The 18997-nt window shown below is 48.7% G+C and carries 22 protein-coding genes and 2 pseudogenes; 23 read left to right on the plus strand and 1 reads right to left on the minus strand.

The annotated features are described in order from the left end of the window. The first annotated feature begins 7 nt into the window (after nt 1-7). Entirely contained in the window at nt 8-715 is a 708-nt protein-coding gene (locus tag ACKXF9_RS04970; protein WP_015536562.1) for a hypothetical protein, read from the plus strand. 225 nt (nt 716-940) lie between these two features. Further along, nucleotides 941-1852, plus strand: a complete 912-nt coding sequence (locus ACKXF9_RS04975) for a trypsin-like serine peptidase (RefSeq protein ID WP_154261247.1) — start codon at nt 941-943, stop codon at nt 1850-1852. A 776-nt stretch (nt 1853-2628) separates the two neighbouring features. Here ACKXF9_RS04975 and ACKXF9_RS04980 read toward each other — a convergent pair. Continuing rightward, nucleotides 2629-2910, minus strand: coding sequence for a DUF6061 family protein (locus ACKXF9_RS04980; RefSeq protein ID WP_015536560.1), 282 nt, complete (start codon nt 2908-2910; stop codon nt 2629-2631). 91 nt (nt 2911-3001) lie between these two features. Between ACKXF9_RS04980 and ACKXF9_RS04985 the strand changes: the two are divergent. The 21 genes and pseudogenes from ACKXF9_RS04985 to ACKXF9_RS05085 form a co-directional block, all read left to right on the plus strand. Next, a pseudogene (locus ACKXF9_RS04985) lies at nt 3002-3595 on the plus strand (hypothetical protein); the annotation flags it as partial. After that, a complete protein-coding gene (locus ACKXF9_RS04990) occupies nt 3595-4512 on the plus strand; it encodes an LPD16 domain-containing protein (protein WP_410476574.1) in 918 nt (305 codons plus the stop codon). The pseudogene ACKXF9_RS04985 and the gene ACKXF9_RS04990, both read left to right, overlap by 1 nt. Next, the gene (locus ACKXF9_RS04995) at nt 4502-4705 is read left to right on the plus strand and encodes a transposon-transfer assisting family protein (protein WP_410476573.1); all 204 of its coding nucleotides are present in this window, start codon (nt 4502-4504) and stop codon (nt 4703-4705) included. The genes ACKXF9_RS04990 and ACKXF9_RS04995 overlap by 11 nt, the downstream gene beginning before the upstream one ends. A 144-nt stretch (nt 4706-4849) precedes the next feature. Beyond that, nucleotides 4850-5485 carry a helix-turn-helix domain-containing protein gene (locus ACKXF9_RS05000; RefSeq protein ID WP_418265480.1) on the plus strand — a complete coding sequence of 212 codons (636 nt, stop codon included), beginning with the start codon at nt 4850-4852 and terminating at the stop codon, nt 5483-5485. Between the two features lie 140 nt (nt 5486-5625). Continuing rightward, on the plus strand, nt 5626-6015 hold the full coding sequence (locus ACKXF9_RS05005) for a hypothetical protein (RefSeq protein WP_410476571.1): 390 nt from the start codon (nt 5626-5628) through the stop codon (nt 6013-6015). A gap of 82 nt (nt 6016-6097) precedes the next feature. Further along, nucleotides 6098-6721 (plus strand): hypothetical protein, encoded by a 624-nt coding sequence (locus tag ACKXF9_RS05010; protein WP_418265481.1) that lies wholly within the window; start codon nt 6098-6100, stop codon nt 6719-6721. Continuing rightward, nucleotides 6628-7266: pseudogene (locus ACKXF9_RS05015) on the plus strand (AAA family ATPase); the annotation flags it as partial. The gene ACKXF9_RS05010 and the pseudogene ACKXF9_RS05015, both read left to right, overlap by 94 nt. Nucleotides 7267-7372: 106 nt before the next feature. After that, complete coding sequence (locus tag ACKXF9_RS05020) at nt 7373-7561, plus strand: transposon-encoded TnpW family protein (protein WP_097779733.1); 189 nt, start codon at nt 7373-7375, stop codon at nt 7559-7561. 130 nt (nt 7562-7691) lie between these two features. Beyond that, a complete protein-coding gene (locus ACKXF9_RS05025) occupies nt 7692-9254 on the plus strand; it encodes a helicase-related protein (protein ID WP_418265482.1) in 1563 nt (520 codons plus the stop codon). Further along, complete coding sequence (locus ACKXF9_RS05030) at nt 9251-9583, plus strand: plasmid mobilization protein (protein WP_418265483.1); 333 nt, start codon at nt 9251-9253, stop codon at nt 9581-9583. The genes ACKXF9_RS05025 and ACKXF9_RS05030 overlap by 4 nt, the downstream gene beginning before the upstream one ends. 126 nt (nt 9584-9709) lie before the next feature. Further along, the gene (locus ACKXF9_RS05035) at nt 9710-9967 is read left to right on the plus strand and encodes a hypothetical protein (protein WP_418265484.1); all 258 of its coding nucleotides are present in this window, start codon (nt 9710-9712) and stop codon (nt 9965-9967) included. A 53-nt stretch (nt 9968-10020) separates the two neighbouring features. After that, on the plus strand, nt 10021-11409 hold the full coding sequence (locus tag ACKXF9_RS05040) for a relaxase/mobilization nuclease domain-containing protein (protein ID WP_418265485.1): 1389 nt from the start codon (nt 10021-10023) through the stop codon (nt 11407-11409). A 178-nt stretch (nt 11410-11587) separates the two neighbouring features. Then, nucleotides 11588-11797 carry a hypothetical protein gene (locus ACKXF9_RS05045; RefSeq protein ID WP_418265486.1) on the plus strand — a complete coding sequence of 70 codons (210 nt, stop codon included), beginning with the start codon at nt 11588-11590 and terminating at the stop codon, nt 11795-11797. Next, nucleotides 11790-12560: a DUF6551 family protein gene (locus ACKXF9_RS05050; protein ID WP_317331302.1), complete on the plus strand. Its 771-nt coding sequence runs from the start codon at nt 11790-11792 to the stop codon at nt 12558-12560. Before ACKXF9_RS05045 ends, ACKXF9_RS05050 begins: the two co-directional genes overlap by 8 nt. 92 nt (nt 12561-12652) lie before the next feature. Further along, complete coding sequence (locus ACKXF9_RS05055) at nt 12653-13057, plus strand: type II toxin-antitoxin system PemK/MazF family toxin (protein WP_394806099.1); 405 nt, start codon at nt 12653-12655, stop codon at nt 13055-13057. A gap of 138 nt (nt 13058-13195) precedes the next feature. Further along, nucleotides 13196-13414: a DUF6462 family protein gene (locus tag ACKXF9_RS05060; RefSeq protein ID WP_113993144.1), complete on the plus strand. Its 219-nt coding sequence runs from the start codon at nt 13196-13198 to the stop codon at nt 13412-13414. A gap of 123 nt (nt 13415-13537) precedes the next feature. Continuing rightward, nucleotides 13538-15130: an AAA family ATPase gene (locus tag ACKXF9_RS05065; protein ID WP_317331296.1), complete on the plus strand. Its 1593-nt coding sequence runs from the start codon at nt 13538-13540 to the stop codon at nt 15128-15130. 188 nt (nt 15131-15318) lie between these two features. Next, complete coding sequence (locus ACKXF9_RS05070; protein WP_317331294.1) at nt 15319-16542, plus strand: site-specific integrase; 1224 nt, start codon at nt 15319-15321, stop codon at nt 16540-16542. A gap of 820 nt (nt 16543-17362) precedes the next feature. After that, entirely contained in the window at nt 17363-17581 is a 219-nt protein-coding gene (locus ACKXF9_RS05075) for a DUF6061 family protein (protein WP_418265487.1), read from the plus strand. A gap of 202 nt (nt 17582-17783) precedes the next feature. After that, nucleotides 17784-18362, plus strand: a complete 579-nt coding sequence (locus ACKXF9_RS05080; RefSeq protein WP_418265488.1) for a GntR family transcriptional regulator — start codon at nt 17784-17786, stop codon at nt 18360-18362. Next, complete coding sequence (locus ACKXF9_RS05085; protein ID WP_005940691.1) at nt 18340-18984, plus strand: GntR family transcriptional regulator; 645 nt, start codon at nt 18340-18342, stop codon at nt 18982-18984. The genes ACKXF9_RS05080 and ACKXF9_RS05085 overlap by 23 nt, the downstream gene beginning before the upstream one ends. The last annotated feature ends 13 nt before the right edge of the window (nt 18985-18997 follow it).

The following is an 18997-nucleotide window of genomic DNA, read 5'->3' on the forward strand; positions in this document are numbered from 1 at the left end:
GTTCGTTATGAAGAGGTTCGTATCATTAATTCTTTCAGTGTGTTTTTTGTTTTCGATAAATACTGTGTCTTATGCTGCTAACATAAGCAGCCGTAAAGCTAGCAATCCTGTTATTCAAAGCATGAATGATAAGTATCATGTTGATTTTTCGGGAATGTCGATAGATGAATTAAATAAGTTTATCGATAAGATGAAAGATGAAGATCAAACACGTGCATCTGGAAATTTGTTAAATAATACACAGCTTGCATGGTTGGCAGCTGCGCAAATTGCACGGGATAAGGGATATGAATGTGCGGCTCTTATGGTTGAATTCTCTGTATATAATATTGACTATTCTGAGAGTGTGACGGATTCTTCGACGCCATTGCTTGACAAGTTAAACACGACAACAGTTTTTAATAATTATAAAAACAAAGTACTTAATAGTGGCTTGAAAGATTTTAGTGGAGGAAGTTGGTCTTTTACAATTCAAAAGTCTGATAATGCAGATTTATTCTATGCATTGCATAGGGTAAGCACCTCTGGAACAGGCTTCATGATTGGTAATTCTATAATGTATTACTTGATTACCGTTCATGACACATTTGATTTTGCATATGACAACAACTATGACGACTTGTTTACTACTACAGTGAACAATTGGGCTTGGTTGTGCCAGCAGACGCATGTGTTGAATCCCATAGAGATAAATCTTAGCACGGCTATTGGATAAAAAATCAGTGGTATTTATTTTTTTGCGAAAGTAAAAGTTGAAATCTAAAATAAGGATGGCTCTAACGTATGAAAAATTTTACGGAGGTGTTTCCAATGCAGAGCAACTGATGTATAAGAAATCTTGTGTATACTCTAAAAGTAAAGAAGGAAAATTAAAATAGCTAGTGAAAAAATATCTCGTAGAATTTTTTTGAAAGCAAGTGGGATTGTGGCTCTTTCTTCAATGGAGCTTAACTCTGGGCTGACTGCTTTTGCAGATAATCAAAGTGATGGAAGCAAATCTCATATCGAGAGATACCATAGATACGATTTTGATACAAAAGAAGAATCTATAGAGGAAATTATAGTTGAAACCAATTCCTTCACGGATGGAGAGACAACTGCAGGCTATTTTCCAAATGGAAAGATTTCGGATATTGATCTATCCGATCTGTATGCGATTATCGGAAGCAATGATATCACTGTTGTTGATAATCCAACGGCAACACCATATTGTAGTACGGTATGCCTACAGATAACGACCAATAATGGAGGGACAAATTATGGTTCTGGATTTATGATTGGGCCTAATGCACTTGCAACAGCAGCACATAATCTATACAGTATAAAGGAAAAAGCCTACGTTAAGTCGGTAAATGTCGCACCTGCTCGATCTGATAATAGTAAACCTTTTGGAAGCGAAAATGTATCGGCAAGTTCGATGATTGTTAGTGATTCTTATCTTGCTGGAACAAGTTCGGAGGATTGGGCGATTATTACGCTCAAGAATAATTTAGGAACGAAAACGGGATGGCTTGGGTTACATTGGCAGTCTAGCAATTATTCATCATCACAGTTGGTGTATGCTTATGGCTATCCGAGCCAAATAAATGGTGCCGATGCGAGATATCGGATGTGTAAATCTTCTGGGTATATTAGAAGTCAGACTTCAAAATATCTCAAGGGCGATTGGGATTTGACAGGTGGCTTTAGTGGTGGTCCTCTTGTAGAATATATTTCTGGAGCTGGGTATGTAGCTATCGGAATCCATAAAGATGGAAGCACAATTGATGGTTCTTCATATCCAACTTCTTATACAGGGGCATTGAGAATAACACAATCGCTTTATACGCTGTTCCTTTCATACAGAGGTTGATAAAATGAAATGCAAACGGAAGATTATGGTTGGCATAGCATTTGTGGCAGTGGTTCTCTGCATTCTATTTCAATCGAATACATTCGGAAGAAAAAAATCGGAACTTATAATTGAAGAAGTTGACCTGAAGAACAATTGTATTTATGCGACTGCAAAAAATCAATTATATGATACGGATGACAATTATATAATTTATGGCGTATCAAACTACTTGAAAGGAAATCTTCAGTTGTCGTATCTTAAAGAAGGCGAAAGCATTCTTGTGATATCAAACGGTAAGGTGTTGCTATCAGATCCGTATCAATTTGATAAAATATACAGTATTCAACTGTTGCAATAGCGTTTCATTTTCTCAATAAATAATATAAGCTATTTACAGCTGCCTCCTCTGTTAAGTGGTGGTGCAGTGCTTATTCTCAATAACGATGCGATTGATGAAAATGATAGACCTTTTTGGAATTTAGAATTTTCTCAATAATCAAGCCCCCAAAATGGCAAACTTGAAATCATCGAGAGATACATAAAATATAGGGTTAAATCGACTTTCGTGTCGAAAAAACAAGTGCTAGAAATAGCAAAATCCATTGAATTTTAGAATGACATTTATAAGAAACCAGTAGATTTGCCTGATATTTGTGATTTCTTTGACCGTTGGGCCATTGATTTTGCACTACATTGATTTTGCACTACTATGAGCAAAGGAAAAACTTAAAATAAGCAAACAACCCGCCATTTGCAGCGACTGCAAGTAGCGGGTTGTTTGGCCTATTTAGAGGTTAGTCTTTCAGTTTGCCATGGTCACAGCCAAGTGAGAGATAATGCTCAATCTCACCACTCAGCACAAGCTGGACGCACTCCAAGGGCTTGTTGTATAGTAGCCAATCAAGTTCAGCTCGCTGTGCCGGGGTATTGCCGTATTCGTCCTCGATGGCAAGGCAGTCAATGGCAATGGCAGAGCCATCAGCGAACTGGGCTTCCGCTCGGTTGGTGTCCATATTATAGTGCCAAGAACGTGCTTTTTGAGAACTATTCTGGTCAAAAATTCGATTTTGTTTCATTTGAATGCCCTCTTTGATGCTTTTATGATTTAGTTTTTTGACGAGATGAGGTCTCTTTTTTCTTTCTCTTGAGTCACCCAACCGCACTATCCTGCATCAGCAGGACGAGAAGGAAGCCCACCACGTTGCCACCGCACTGGAAATCTATGTGAAAGGCTCCCTGAACCTGTTCAACCACCGCACCAACGTGAACGTCAACAACCGCATCGTCTGCTACGACATCAAGGAACTGGGCAAGCAGATGAAGAAACTCGGTATGCTCATTGTGCAGGATCAGGTCTGGGGGCGTGTCACGGCAAACCGCAGCAGCGGAAAGTCCACACGGTATTATATGGACGAGATGCACCTGCTTCTGAAAGAGGAGCAGACTGCGGCGTATGCGCTTATGAAAAACAAAATCATTGGTATCTGCCCCAACTGTGGTGCAAATGTTGTGGAGCGTGAAAAGGGCTGGTTCTGCGAGAACCGGGAGTGCCGTTTCGTGCTGTGGAAGGACAATGCGTTCTTTAAGCGTCTGGGCAAACGGCTGGACGCTCATGTGGCGGACAAGCTGCTGCGGGATGGCCGCATCCGCCTGAAGGACTGCCGCAGTGCCAAGGGCAAGACCTACAACGCCACTGTCCTGATGACTACGGAGGTCGATGGCCGCAGCAAGTTCTCTCTGGAATTTGAGGGTGGATGCTGATGGAGCAGAAAACGGAAGCTCTCTACCTTATCAATGGGGACAAATTCCTGCATCTGCGGGAAAATGGTGCCGGGGTCGGCTTTGCGACCTATGATTGTGCCACCGGTGCGCCGCAGGAGTTTGGGCAGATTTCCAAGCAGAATCTGCCGCCGGATGGCCGCAACGCTATTCCTGCCGCCCGGAACTGGTATCTGTTTGAGCTTTCCAGTGATGACCGCAAGGCGATTCAGGAGGTCAGCTTGCAGCACCTCGACACCATCCCACAGTCCGGTGTCCGCAGGCGGCGTATCTGGGATGACCCCACGATTCCCAGAGATGATGTCCGGCTCATCAACAGCCACTACGATGATCTCTACCGGGTGCCGAATCATGGCGTGATTCAGGTTGACCGTTCCGATGGCAGCAGTTACACGGCACGGGTCGAGCATATGGATGACTATCATTTTGATCTGGGCGAGTATGGGAACGTCTATCACATCTGTCAGTTCGGCGAGATGATGGAGCGCAGCGGTTCGACCGCCTATCCCGAAATCCAGACACAGGACGAGCAGGGCGCATGGGAACTGGGTGGCAAGGGGTATCTTGCCATCCAGTCCTGTGAAGATGGCTGGGATTATACCCTCTATCACAGCGATTATTCTGTGATGGATGGTGGGCAGATTGTCGCATCCGAATTGACGATTCAGGAAGTCCGGGAGCAGATTCTGGAAGCGCACCACATGGAAAAAGGTCGGCGTGTGCTGAAGGGCTATGACCTCATCATGGACAAAGTTGCGGAAGCCGAAGAACTGGGGCCGGATAGCCGCCCTTCCACGCTGGAAAAGCTGGCGGAACTGACAATCGTAAAAGAAAAGTGCGATGCCCCGGAGTGCAATCCCACCGTCTGCCGGAAAGTGAGGAATGCCCATGAACTTTGACCACGAAGAACTGATGTTGATGATGCTCTACAACACCGGCACCCGATTAGGGCTGATGCAGGAGCTGCGGCTCATGCAGTGCTACCTGATGCCGGATGAGACCACTCTGCGGGAGCTGTCGGAAGGGGTTATCGAAAAACTGAAACTTATGACTGATGCGCAGTTTGCAGAGGTCGAATTTCCTCTGGGCTGATTTTTGCCGTCTGTGGGCGGCATACATAATATCTTTTCTACTGGTTTGCATTGTGGTATACTCAGCACAACAAGTTGATTTTATGCAGGCATTTTAGGCCGACGATAAAAAAACATATAGCAAAGGTGGAAAAGGAGAAAAAGCATGAATATCGTTTCTACCGATAATATCAGTTTAATACTACAAGCTGGTGAAAGTAACACAGTTGAGTTTAAGACGAGAGTAAGTGGTTTGCCCAATTCATTACCTAAAATTATTAGTGCCTTCGCTAATGCAGAGGGCGGAGTTATCATTTTGGGCTATGACGAATGTCGCAGATTTGTAAATGGAATCACCAATAATGAATTGGAAGTCCTCAGAAAAGTTATTAGAGCCAATTCGCTTGAAGATGTCTGCTATACTTATACGGTTCCGTATAAAGAGAAAATTTTGGCTGTTGTTCAGGTTGAAAAATCCAAATCAATCATTGTTGCTGGTGGAGGAGCCTATATACGAAACGGTATTAACACTATTCCATTGGCAAGCAAAGATGTTATAGCACGAATCTTGTCTGATTCTGAAACTTCTGGGACTACATCATCCGAACTTGTTCTCGAACGGTTGGAAAAGAAGGTAGAACAATTGTATGACCAACTGCGCTACTCTCAAGAAGTATATGAAGATGAGTTACAACGACAAAAAGAAGAACACAGAAAAGAGGTGCTTTCCACCAAAAGAAGTAATTGGTTCTTTTGCTTATTAGGTGTCATACTGGGCGGCATCGTTGGAAAAATCTTCTAATTGTATCCGAATTGAGCTTGCCCAACGGGTTCTACTTTTGAAACCCTCAAAAATATGGGCTTGATAGCTCAGTTGGATTCATGCTATACTAAGGCTACTTTATCGTTTTAGATTCAAGAAACAGAAAGCGAGTAAAGCCAATGGACAACGAAAAACGCTCTCCCATCGACCGCCTGCTTTTTGCAACCTTCCTGAAGGGTCGCACGTCTTCTCGTGACCTTTTGGATGAAAAAGGCGAAATGACCCCAGAGGACAACCAGAAAATTTTGAACGAGACCAACGAGATCATCAACGATGATTCTACCTACCCGTTCATCAGCTACCTATCCGACCTCCTTACAAAATCCAAGCCGTCCGATGCCGCAGTCAAACAGCTGCATAGTCTCATCGACCAGATTTCCGCAACCACCGGGCATGACAGCACAGACATTTTCCGTGTGCTTCTGGCGAAGCTGATTGAAAAGCCCGAAGAACAGCAGACCTTTGAGAACCTGCTGGAAATCGCTGAAAAAGTCGCAGCAAAACACTGACACAATTTCACATGGCGTACATAGCGAGTAACCGTCTGGTTGCTCGCTTTTTCTTTACCCTAAAACTGGAAGGAGGAACGCTATGCCAAACAAAACCGAAGAATATCTCGCCCTTGCCCAGCGCACGGCCAACGGCCTGACACGTTACTGGGAAAGCTGGACAGACTACCTGACTACGGCATCCCGGCTGTACAAGTACCCCTTTGCAGACCAACTTATGATCTACGCCCAGCGCCCCGATGCCACTGCCTGCGCCGATTTTGACATCTGGAACAACCGGATGAACCGCTATGTGCGCCGGGGTGCCAAGGGCATCGCCCTGCTGGACGAATCCAGCGGATTCCCGCGCCTGCATTACGTTTTTGATGTGTCGGATACCGGAGTGCGCCGCAATTCCCGTGACCCGGAGGTATGGCAGTTCAACGACGACCTGAAACAGCCGGTTTCAGAAATGCTTGCCGCCACCTACGGTATCAGCGGAGAGCGCGTCAGCCAGCAGCTTGCGGACGTTGCGGGGAAACTGGTGGCGGATTACTGGGACAACAACGGTGGGGACATCCGTGCCATCGTTGACGGCTCGCTCCTGATGGATTATGATGATGCCGGGGTGGAGATGAACGAATTGAAAAAGCCATTGTCGAGAACAACGCCCGACTGGTCATCATCGATCCGATCCAGGCGTATCTCGGTGCCGATGTGGACATGAACCGGGCGAACGAAGTCCGGCCCATCTTCATGCGGCTGGGACAGGTAGCGCAGCGAACAGGCTGCGCTATTTTGCTGATTGGGCACCTGAACAAAGCCGCCGGAATGCAGAGTCTGCAGCGGGGTCTCGGCTCCATCGACATTGCTGCCGCCGTCCGCAGCGTCATGTTCATCGGCAAGCTGAAGCACGACCCCACCATGCGCATCTTGACCCACGAGAAAAGTTCTCTTGCCCCGCCGGGAGCGTCACTGGCGTTCTCTCTGGGGGACGAGGGTGGCTTCCGCTGGGTCGGCGAGTACGACATTACCGCAGATGAAATGCTGTCCGGCATCGAGCCGCAGCGGGAAACCAAGACCCAGCAAGCCAAAGACCTGATCTGCGCCCTGCTTGCCGGAGGAAAGCAAGTGTTCAGCGAGGACATCGACAAGGCGGCGCTGGAAAGGGGCATCCCCGGCAGAACCGTCCGGGATGCCAAGCGTGAACTGGGCGATGCCCTGAAAAGCAAAATCGTGGAAGGCCGCAAAAAGGTCTTTTGGATGGAATAAACCATTTGACTGGCAGAAAATTTTGGCTGGCAAGAAAATCATGGTACACCCACAGTTGCCAGTCTGCCAGCCAAATTCAGAAAATGACGATAAAAGGAGAAATCGAATGGAGAATCAGAATTCGAGTTATTCGGTGCAGATTGGCAAAACCACCTTTATTGTGTGCGTGAAGCAGTCCGAAACCGCCAAAAAGCCGATTGAAAAGATGTTCAAGGATATGTGCAGACATGAGGTCACAAGGGACTTCCTTGCAGACAACCTGATGAATTTAGAAAAATTACCGAAAACCTCTTGACGAAGTCCATCCCGAAGGTACAGGCTATCGGGCGAGAACGAGATTTGCCAAGTTCTTCAACCTCCCGGAACTGATGTCCATGTTCAAGGAGGTTGCGGACATTAAAACATCTGACCAGCTCCACTTGCCTGTGCCCGAAGCAAAGTTTGAAACCGTGGTGGCAAAACCCTCGGAGATTCAAAAGGAAATGGTGCAGGAACTGAGCAAACGTGCTGCAGAAATCCACTCCGGTGCAGTAGATGCCTCCGTGGACAATATGCTCTGCGTCACAAACGACGGCAGAAAAATCGGCTTGGACGTTCGCCTGATGAACCCCATGCTGCCGGACGACCCCAACAGCAAACTGAACGTCTGTGTGCAGAACGTGCTGAAAATCTGGGAAGATGGCAAAGACCAGAAGCTGACACAGCTTTTGTTCTGCGACCTCTCCACACCGAAAAACGATGGCAATTTCAATGTCTACGATGACATTCGCAAAAAGCTGATTGCCGCCGGCGTGCCGGAAAACGAGATCGAGTTTATCCACAACGCCGACACCGAAGCAAAAAAAGCGGCTCTGTTCTCCAAAGTGCGCTCCGGCGATGTGCGGATTCTACTCGGAAGTACGGCAAAAATGGGAGCGGGCACCAACGTCCAATCCCGACTTGTGGCGGTGCATCATCTGGATGTTGGCTGGAAGCCCAGCGACATGACCCAGCGCAATGGCCGCATCATCCGGCAGGGCAATATGAATAAGGAAGTCAAGGTGTTCAATTACGTTACGGAAGGGACATTTGACAGTTATTTGTTCCAAACTTTGGAAAACAAACAGCGATTTATCAGCCAAATCATGACTTCCAAATCCCCGGTGCGCTCCTGCGAGGACGTGGACGAGCAGGCACTTTCCTATGCGGAGATCAAGGCATTGTGTGCCGGAAATCCGCTCATCAAGGAGAAGATGGACTTGGACGTTCAGGTTGCAAAGCTGAAGGTGCTGAAAGCCGACCACCAAAGCCAGAAATTCCGTCTGCAAGACAAATTGCTGACCAAGTTCCCGGCTGACATTCAGGAAACGAACGCCCACATTGCCGGACTGAAAGCTGATGCACAGCTTGCTGCCGCCCACCCGCAGGGCAAGGAGGAGTTTTGCGGCATGACCATCAAGGGCGTGACCTACGATGAGAAAAAGACCGCCGGTGAGCGTCTGGTGCTTGCCTGCTCCGAACTGCCCAACGCCGAAGAAAAAGTGATCGGCAGCTACCGGGGCTTTGAACTGTCCCTGCGTTTCGACACCTACCGCAGTGAGTATCAGGCTATTTTGAAGGGTCAGCGGAGGTACCCGGTAGCACTGGGCACCGACCCGCTGGGCAACATTATCCGTCTGGATAATTCGCTGAACAATTTCCCGGAGCGCATTAACTCTGCTGAGAATGAACTAGCCACTCTGCATCAGCAGCAGGCGGCGGCGCAAATTGAGGTGGAAAAACCCTTCCCGCAGGAAGAAGAACTGGCCGAAAAGTCCGCACGGCTTGCGGAACTGAATGCTCAGTTGGATGTAGACGAAAAGAGCCATGACCCGGAGCAGGAGGAACAGCCAGACGAGGATACCCCTCGCCGCCCCTCGGTACTGGCGGCGTTGGAGGAAAAATCCGATAAGCCGGAGCCGGTGAAGCCCTTCCGCAGTTATTACGACAAGGACGGTGATGCCCGGTGAGGGAAAAGCGGGATGAAATCATTATCCTGAGAACAACAAAAGCTGAGAAAAGCCGCATTTATGAAAAGATGTTGGGCATGGGCATCCGCAGCCTGAGCGCCTATATCCGAAAAATGGCTCTGGATGGCTACTGCCTGAATCTTGACCTGCCGCAACTGCGGCGCATGGCGTATCTTTTGCAAATGTGCAGCAATAACCTGAACCAGTACGCCAAAGCCGCCAATGAAAATGGTCGGGTCTATGCCGCCGACATGGAGGACCTGCGGCAGCGGCTGGATGAACTGATTGAGATTGGTCGGCAGATCCTTTCCCGGCTGGCTGATCTCTAAATTTCTCCCCGCAGTTGGAGGGCTGCGGGGCTACATAAGGGTTGACATCCTTGCAAAGCGGTGGTTGCCACCTTTATAATAGGGGTGAAAGAAAGGCAGGTGCTAGATATGAGGTTCGTTTTTAAGATGATCGTTTTCCCGTTTTGGCTGCTTACGGCTTTCCTTGCGCTGATGCTGAAATGGACGCTGAACCTGTCGGCGTTTGTGCTGGCGCTGCCCATGCTGTATATTTTCGGCTGCGGTCTTTATACGCTGTACTGCCGGGAGTGGATGCAGTTTTTGATTTTGCTGGTGGCAGAGTTTGGCTGCTTCCTGCTCATCACCGCCGGAACGGTCATTGTGGAAGCCGTAGAATGGCTCAGCGGTTGGATTGCAGAATTATAAAATTTTTATGCCGCCATTGTGCGGCATTTTCTTTTTGCCGGGAGGTGGTAGAATTGGCTGCAACACGTTTGATCGCGCTGCACAAAAACAAGGGCAAGTCGGTTGCGGCCTGCCTGAAAAGCCGCACGGACTATGCGCAGAATCTTGACAAAACGAACAAGGGAGAGTTGGTCAGCAGCTATGAGTGCAGCCCCTTGACCGCAGACGAAGAATTTATGCTCTCCAAACGCCAGTATGAACTGATGACTGGGCGCAGACAAAAAAATGATGTGATCGCTTATCAGATTCGACAGTCCTTCAAGCCCGGTGAGATTACCGCAGAGGAAGCTAATAAGGTGGGCTATGAACTGGCCATGCGTTTCACCAAAGGCAAGTATGCGTTTATCGTTGCAACCCACACGGACCGGGAACACATTCATAATCACATTATCTACAACTCCACTGCGTTGGACAGCACCCGGAAATTCCGGGATTTTTTATTGTCCGGGCTGGCTGTGCAACGGTTGAGCGATCTGATCTGCTTAGAGCATCAGCTTTCCGTCATTGAGATAAAACCCTATCGGGAGCGGCAGAAGCGCACACTCTACCCGCCCAAAGAAAGCAATCGTGACCGTCTATGTGGCGTGATTGACACTATTCTGGCGGAAAAGCCCAAAGACTACGAAGATTTTCTGCAAGGACTGGAGCAGCAGGGTTATGAGGTCAAGCGTGGAAAATACACCTCCGTCAAAGGCGCACGGCAGAAGCGATTCATCCGGTTCCGCACTTTGGGCGCAGGATATAGTGAAGAAGAACTGAAAGCTGTTATCTCTGGGGAAGCCGAACACCATCCCCGGCAGAAGCAGAAGCGCATCGTACCGGAACAAAAGTTTCAGATGCTGGTGGACATTCAGGCAAAGCTGGCCGAGGGAAAGAGCATGGGGTATGCTCGCTGGGCAAAGCGATATAATCTGAAAGAAATGTCCAAGACGCTGATTTTCTTACAGGAGAACAAAATCGGAAGCATTGAGGAAATGCAGGAGCGTGTGGATGCAGCAACTGCTCGCTATCACGAACTGGGCGATTCAATCAAGGCAGCAGAAACGCGCATGACCGAGATTGCCGTTCTGCGGACGCACATCGTTAATTATGCCCGGACACGCCCGGTCTATGACGCCTACCGCAAAGCCGGGTACAGTAAGAGATTTCTGGAAGCCCACCGGGAAGAAATCACGCTGCATAAGGCTGCAAAAGCTGCTTTTGATGAAGCTGAATTGAAAAAGCTGCCAAAGGTAAAAGAACTGAACACGGAATACTCCGCACTGCTTTCACAGAAGAAAGCCGCTTATCCAGCCTACCGCAAGGCGCGGGATGAGATGCAGGAACTGATGAAAGCACAGAAGAATGTAGAGATGTTTTTCGCCGAAGAAAAGGCTACCGAGGAAAAAGCGCAGACCCGATAAACAGAGGCCACCGAGGATTGCTCCCGCTTTTTGGGAGAGTCCTCGGTGGTCTTTTTCGCGTTATAGAAGCATTTGGCACAAATGCGCAGCCTGCATCCAGCGGATGCAGTACACAAAGGGTTTGGGACTATCCCAACAAGCATTTTGCAACGCAAAAATGGCGTTTGTATCTACAAAAATGGAATCCGTCGAACAGGTGGCCGATGCCGAAGGAATGCTCAGCGAAGTGTCATCGGCAGCAGACAGCATGATCTATCGGCTGGATGTCTGCTTTGAGCACTACCCGGAATTCCTCAAAAACCCAAAAATCCGTCAGAAAGTCGTTGGACTTTTGCAGAAAGCAAAGGATTATATCGTAAAATTGGAAGGAGAATTTGCCTATGATTAAACTTGTTCATCACGAAATGGTCATCAACAGCAAGTTTTTGGAAGTTCCGCGCAGCTACTACCAGCGGAATCTCAACGCCAACCGTGTCAAGCGAATCGCCGCCGAGTTTGATGAGCGAATCGCCAATGCCCCGAAGGTCAGCTACCGGGACGGTCACTACTATGTTTTCGATGGTCAGCACACCATCGCCGCCCGCAAGCTGCTGAACAACAACTGCGATTTGAACATCGTCTGCAAGGTTTATTCGGGATTGACGGAGCAGCAGGAAGCCTTGCTGTTTGCACAGCAGACCGGTGTCTCTGCACCGCTGACCGCAGGCGCAAAAATGCGCGCCAAGATTCGCGGCGGCGACCCGGAAGCCATTGCTTTCCTGAACGCCACAAACCGTGCAGGTTTTGGCCTGAGTTTCGCTCAGAGCCACGCAAAGTGGAAAATCGCTTGCATCGCTACGGCATTTGCCGAGTATCGGAAACACGGTGAGCGCATTTACACTGATGCGCTCCGTGTACTGGCAGAAGCATGGGAGGGCGATATCGATTCTCTCCGCGCCGAAGTGTTGCAGGGCGTGACCCAGTTCGTTGCTCTGTACGACCATGAATACGACCCCATTCGCCTGATTCGGCAGCTCCAGCGCACCAGCCCGGTGGCGATTTATCGCAGCGGTCAGGCAATGACCGGGCCGAACTATCAGAAGTATATGCTTCAGATTCTGAAAGCCTACAACGGCTCCAGTCGAACGAAAAGCCTTCCCATCAAACAGTAAGTCATCTCCCTGCTCATGGCAGATTTCCTTTCTCACTGCAAAAGCCGTTCTGCCGGTCGGCTTTTGCTACATATTACAAAGGGGGCTTGATCATTATCGTTTATGTAACAAAAAGTTTCGGATTCCGTCGCGGAGAAATCTACTTTGCGGATTTAGACCCACACTATGGTTCAGAGCAAGGAGGTAAACGTCCTGTTATTGTTATTCAAAATAATACGGGAAACAAATTTTCTCCGACTGTCATTGTAGCCGCAGTGACCTCTAAGATTTCCAAAAAGCCCAATCAGCCAACCCATGTTCTTATTGATAAGAATCCGGCGTTTAATCGTCCATCTGTTGTGCTGTTGGAGCAGCTTTTCACCATTGATAAAGAGCGCATCAACAATTTTATGGGTTTGACAAGCGACTGGGAAATGGCACAAATTGAGAAAGCACTGAAATGCAGTCTGGCACTGGATCAGGAGAATCTGGTCAAAAGTGATTCCCAAACAGCATAATCAGTGCAAAAGATACAAGCAGTAAATCTGATGATTTTGGCATCCTTGCAATCACGGAGCAATCTGGATATCCTTGGAGCAGGATGGCATTCAATGGCATCTGGAAAGCAATCACTCATAATAGAAAAGAGGTACAATATGGCATTTGCAAGAACTGAAATCAAGGAACTGGAACCCATGGTCAAGTCGGGCAAGAAGCGTTTTGTCCGCTATCAGGAGGGTGCAGAACTCTACTCGATGGGTCTGCATACATTTGAACAGCTCGCAAAGGAAGCAGGAGCAATTTACAAGATTCGCCGCGTGGTGCTGGTGAATCTGGACATTTTTGATGAGTATCTGGACACCTTCCGTATGTGAGCATTTTGCACCTCCGGCGCACCGCCGGAGGTCTTACATAAAACCCTGTTACCTGTTCTTGTGATTCCGGGCAGATTAGAGTATAATGAACATAATAATATTCGCACGATGGGAGGTTCCTGCATGGGCAGTTATCTGAATCCGGGCAGCAAGGGCTTTCAGGAAAGCCTGAACTCTGAGATCTATGTGGACAAGTCCGGGCTGATCGAAAAGACGAACGCTGTCATCAATACCCGGCAGAAGTTCATCTGCGTCAGCCGCCCCAGACGCTTCGGCAAGTCGATGGCTGCGGATATGCTTGCAGCTTACTACGACCGTGGTGAAGATACCGCATCCCTGTTTGACCCTCTGAAAATCAGCAAGACAGGTTCTTATCAGCAGCATCGGAACCAGTACGATGTCCTCAAGGTCAATATGCAGGAATTTCTGAGCATGACACACAGCATGGATGAAATGCTGACCATGCTGCAAAAGTATCTGGTCTTTGACCTGACCGACCATTTTCAGGAAGTGCGTTTTCGGGATGAGGGAAACCTCATTCAGGTGATGAAGGACATCTACGCAAAAACGAAACGGTCGTTTGTGATCCTGATCGATGAATGGGACTGCCTGTTCCGTGAATATCAGCAGGATCAGGATGCGCAGAAAAAGTACCTCGATTTCCTGCGGGCGTGGCTCAAGGATAAGGACTATGTTGCGCTGGCCTATATGACGGGCATCCTTCCTATTAAAAAGTATGGCTCCCATTCTGCGCTGAATATGTTCACGGAGTATTCCATGACCGACCCCGGTGATCTGGCAGAATACTTTGGTTTCACCGAACAGGAAGTGGCTGCTCTCTGCGACAAGTATCAGATGAACTTTGAGGAAGCCAGAGCGTGGTACGATGGCTATGATCTGATTGCCCACCGGCAGTCCGGCGATGCGCACTATTCCATGTACAGTCCGAAATCGGTTGTGGAAGCCATGCTGCGGCACAAGTTCGGCACCTACTGGAACCAGACTGAAACCTACGAAGCCCTGAAAATTTACATCCAGATGGATATGGATGGTTTGCAGGATGCCGTAGTTCGGATGCTGGCCGGTGAGCGTGTGAAGATCAACACCGGCACGTTCAGCAACGATATGACCACTTTCTCCTGTAAAGATGATGTGCTGACATTGCTGGTGCATCTGGGCTATCTGACCTACGATAGTTCAAGCGAAACCGTGACGATTCCCAACAAGGAAGTTTCGCAGGAGTACGTCAATGCCATCAGCACGATGAACTGGAAAGGAGTCATGGATTCCGTTGACGCATCCCGCAAGCTGTTGGAGGCATTGTGGGCGATGGATGCGGATGCCGTGGCAGCCGGTATCGACAAGGCACATGAAGAAGTCTCTATCCTGCAATACAACGATGAAAACTCCCTGAGCTGCACCATAAATCTTGCGTTCTATTTTGCGCGGGAGTATTACACGCTGGTGCGTGAACTGCCCGCAGGCAAAGGCTTTGCGGATGTGTGCTTTATTCCCCGCAGGCTGCATCAGGATAAGCCCGCTGTGGTGATCGAACTGAAATGGGACAAGAGCGCATCCGGCGCATTGGCTCAAATCAAGAACAAGAACTATGGGGATGCGTTGAAGGACTATCAGGGAAACCTGCTGCTGGTAGGCATCAACTACGACAAAACCACGAAGAAGCATGAGTGCCTGATTGAAAAGATTCAAAAGTAAATATTCCATACCGGGTCGCCGTTTCATTTGAAACGGCGATTTTTTGTTCCCCAGAATCCGACATCCTTGCAATGATGGAGAACATAGAGTATCCTTGGAGCAGGACAGCAAAAAGCGATTGCAAAATCTCTGATGCAGTCCATCAGGATATGGCTGTTTTCCTCTAATCTGAAAATGAGGTGAGAAGAATGGCAAGAAAAGATTCCCGTGGATACGCTTTGAAAAAAGGCGAATCCCAGCGTAAAGATGGTCGCTATGTGTTCCGCTATACTACGATTCGCGGTGAGCAAAAAGCGGTCTATGCAAAGGAGTTGAGCGAACTAAGAAAAAAAGAGGTCAAAATTCGCAGAGCAATCGAAGATGGTCTTGACCCCGACCGTGCAGAGCGCATTACGTTGAACGAACTGTTTGACGAGTACATTTCCCAGAAGTACGACCTGAAGCAATCCACCCTGACCAACTACAAATATATGTACAACCACTATGTCCGGGTCGATTTCGGGAAACGGCGCATCAGCAAGATCAAATATACGGATGTGAAGAAGTTCTACTACTCCCTGATCATGGAAAAAGGCTTTAAGCCGAACAGCATGGAGATCGTGAATACTCTACTGCATCCGACCTTTACAATGGCTGTCCGTGATGGACTGCTGCGTTTGAATCCTACGGAAGGCGTTATGACCGAAATCAAGAAAAGCCATAGTTGGGAAAAGAAAAAGCGTCATGCGCTTACCATTCCTGAACAGAAAGCATTCACCAATTACATCGCCAACAGCGAAGAGTATCGCGGATGGTATCCACTGTTTACAGTAATGCTCGGTACTGGCTGTCGCATTGGCGAAGTGTTGGGTCTGCGGTGGCAGGACATTGACTTCAAGAATCGAACGATCAGCATCAATCACAATCTGGTCTATCGCGTTCAGGAAGATGGCTCCTGCACGAATCATGTCAACTCCCCTAAAACCAGTGCAGGCATCCGTATCATCCCGATGCTGGATGATGTGTTCGACGCATTTCTGGAAGAATATCAGTATCAAAAGGTGATTGGATTCTCCACGGATGAAATTGATGGCTATTCTGGATTTGTGTTCTGTACGGGGGAAGGCAAGGTCTATCTGCCGGGAATGATCAATCGCACGATTCATGCAATCTGTGCAGACTATAATAAGGAAGAAGCAGCCAAGGCTGATGCAGAAAATCGTGACCCGATTCTTCTGCCCAACTTTAGCTGCCATCATCTCCGGCATACGTTCTGCACCCGCTTCTGCGAAAACGAAACCAATTTGAAAGTCATTCAGGAAATCATGGGTCATGCGGACATCACCACCACAATGGATGTGTACGCAGAAGCGACCCAAGAAAAGAAGAAAGCATCTATGACCGCATTGCAGAGTGCGCTGCTCGTGCGGTAAAATCGGATGCGATATAACTGAAATGTTCTCCTCTGCTGGACAAAGAAGCACATCTCGTTTATAATGGATTAACAGAGAACAACAGCGGTTATCGCGGTTTCCGTCAGGCTCCGTCAAAAAAGGGCTGTGACCAAAACTGTACACAACTTTCGTGGACGCTGTTGGAGCTTGTTGGAGGGTTCATTGAAAAGAGGGTTTACTTCGTGGACGTTGTTGGAGTCTGACGGACGATAACAGAGCCAGTTCTTGCCACATCCCCACGATGAAGCCGATTGAGCAGTAAATTTCCAATTTAAGCAAAACAAAGCCTGAAACTTCTTGATGTACCGAGAAGTTTCAGGCTTTTTCTTTTGATGGATTTCCAGTGAAAACTACGCCATACGCCAATTTTACGCCAAACGATGCAGGATTTTGTGTAGAGCAAAAAGAGCGTTGTTCGCGTTTGCGCAGCGAAGCGGAGCAATGAAAGCCCCAGTGGGGCTTTTAAGCGACCGAACGGTCTTGCGCAAGCAAGATGGAGGGGCCCCGCCCCGACAAGTTCGCGTTTGCGCAGCGAAGCGGAGCAATGAAAGCCCCAGTGGGGCTTTTAAGCGACCGAACGGTCTTGCGCAAGCAAGATGGAGGGGCCTCGCCCCGACAAGTTCGCGTTTGGTGTAAGAATCGGGCGTGTGGTGGATGGGTGCAGACCTGCAAAGGGCTGCATCACAAAGCGGATTCATAGATCTGCAAACGGACAGCCGGAACTTTCCACCGCAGAAGAAGCAAATGTGAAAAACATGGAGGCTTCCTTATGAACAAACTGCTTTCCTGACGCTACAACATGGACACCAACCGGGTGGAAGCCCGGTTCGAGGGTGGCTCTGCCCTTGCCATCGACTGCATCGCCGTGGAGGACGAATACGGCAACACCCCGAAACAACGGGCAGAACTGGACTGGCTGCTGTACAATAAGCCGCTGGAGTATGCTCAGCTTGTGCTGAGAGGGGAGATTGAGCACTACCTGTCACTTGGCTGTGACCATGGAAGAATGGAAGATTGATTGACAAGATTACATAACCGTTAACACAGCTTGCATTTGCCCTGCAATTTTTCAGAATGGAACACCCCAAGGGCATCCGGTCTATATCCGGCAGATTTTTCATAAGGAATCTGCCGGGTATTTTTGTTTGTCATAAAGGAAGTCTTGCTTTTTATTGCAAAATTGGATACAATATAAAAAAGACATTTGCACGGAGGACTCTATGGAATATATCGGCATCCAGAAGAAAAACGGCGGTGTGGTGGAAGCCCTGCAGCAGGCCATTTTATCTGGGCAGATCCCGGCGGGCACTGAAATGACCCAGAACGAACTGGCAGAGAGTCTCGGTGTCTCTCGGATGCCGGTGCGGGAGGCCTTGATGATCCTTGAATATCAGGGTCTTATCATCCGCCTGCCCAACAATCGGATAAAAGCGGCAGATTTGACCGAAGAGATACTGCGCCAAATTCTGGCATTGGGGGCTCAGTTGGAACGGCAGGCTATGCGTGCGCTGCCGCAGGATGCGATGTTGGCAGGCGGCGAGATGCTGCAGCACCGTACCCTGCGGACCGTCCAGCCATATCCGCTGCATCGCAAGCTGCTGGAGAGCATCCAGGAGACCTACATTGCCTTTGCCGTGAGCGCACGTCCTACGCCGGTGAACGACCGGCTTGCCCGCCTGCTGATGCTGGACCGTCAGGGCTCCCCTGATGTGCTGGGTGCATGGAACGCCTATGAAGAAGAACTGCTGTATCTGATTTTAACGATAAGGAGTCAATATGCTGGGACTGAAACCCATTAAGCTGCTGCCTGCCCGTGAGCGGGTAGCTTCCGCTTTGCGGAAAGCCATTATCTCAAAAAGCATCCCGGAGGGCGCAGAACTCACGCTGGAAAACACCGCACAGGAACTCGGCGTGTCGGTCACGCCGGTGCGGGAGGCCTTTCAGATCCTTGCCCGTGACGGTCTGCTGGAAGTCAAGCAAAACAAGTGCGCCATTGTGTTGGGCGTAACGGAAAAAACGATTCGGGAGCACTACCAGCTGCGCGCTGCCTTGGAAGGGACGGCATGTATGCTCTGCTGCCAGAACAACGCTGACCTGTCCAAGATCAAAAACTGCGTGGATACTGCTGAGGAGGCTCTTTCTCTTCAGCAGGCCGGAAATTATACTGACTACAACCAGTCCTTCCATTTTGAGATCTGGGAAGCTTCCGGCAATGAAAAAATGCGCAATCTTCTCTCGGAGCTGTGGAACGGCCTGTCCATTGGTGTGGAAATGAGCGAGTTGGACTATGCCCTCAACTCCCAGAGCGAGCATAAAAAGATCTATGCGGCGCTGGAAGCACGGGATGCGATGGCCGCACGGGCTGAAATGGAAAAGCACATCCTGCGCAGCATGGACGATGCGCTGACCTATTATTTATAAGATCAGGGAGGAC

Origin of the sequence: Faecalibacterium sp. 9 (assembly GCF_048320955.1) — a bacterium.
Classification (GTDB): Bacteria; Bacillota; Clostridia; order Oscillospirales; family Ruminococcaceae; genus Faecalibacterium; species Faecalibacterium wellingii.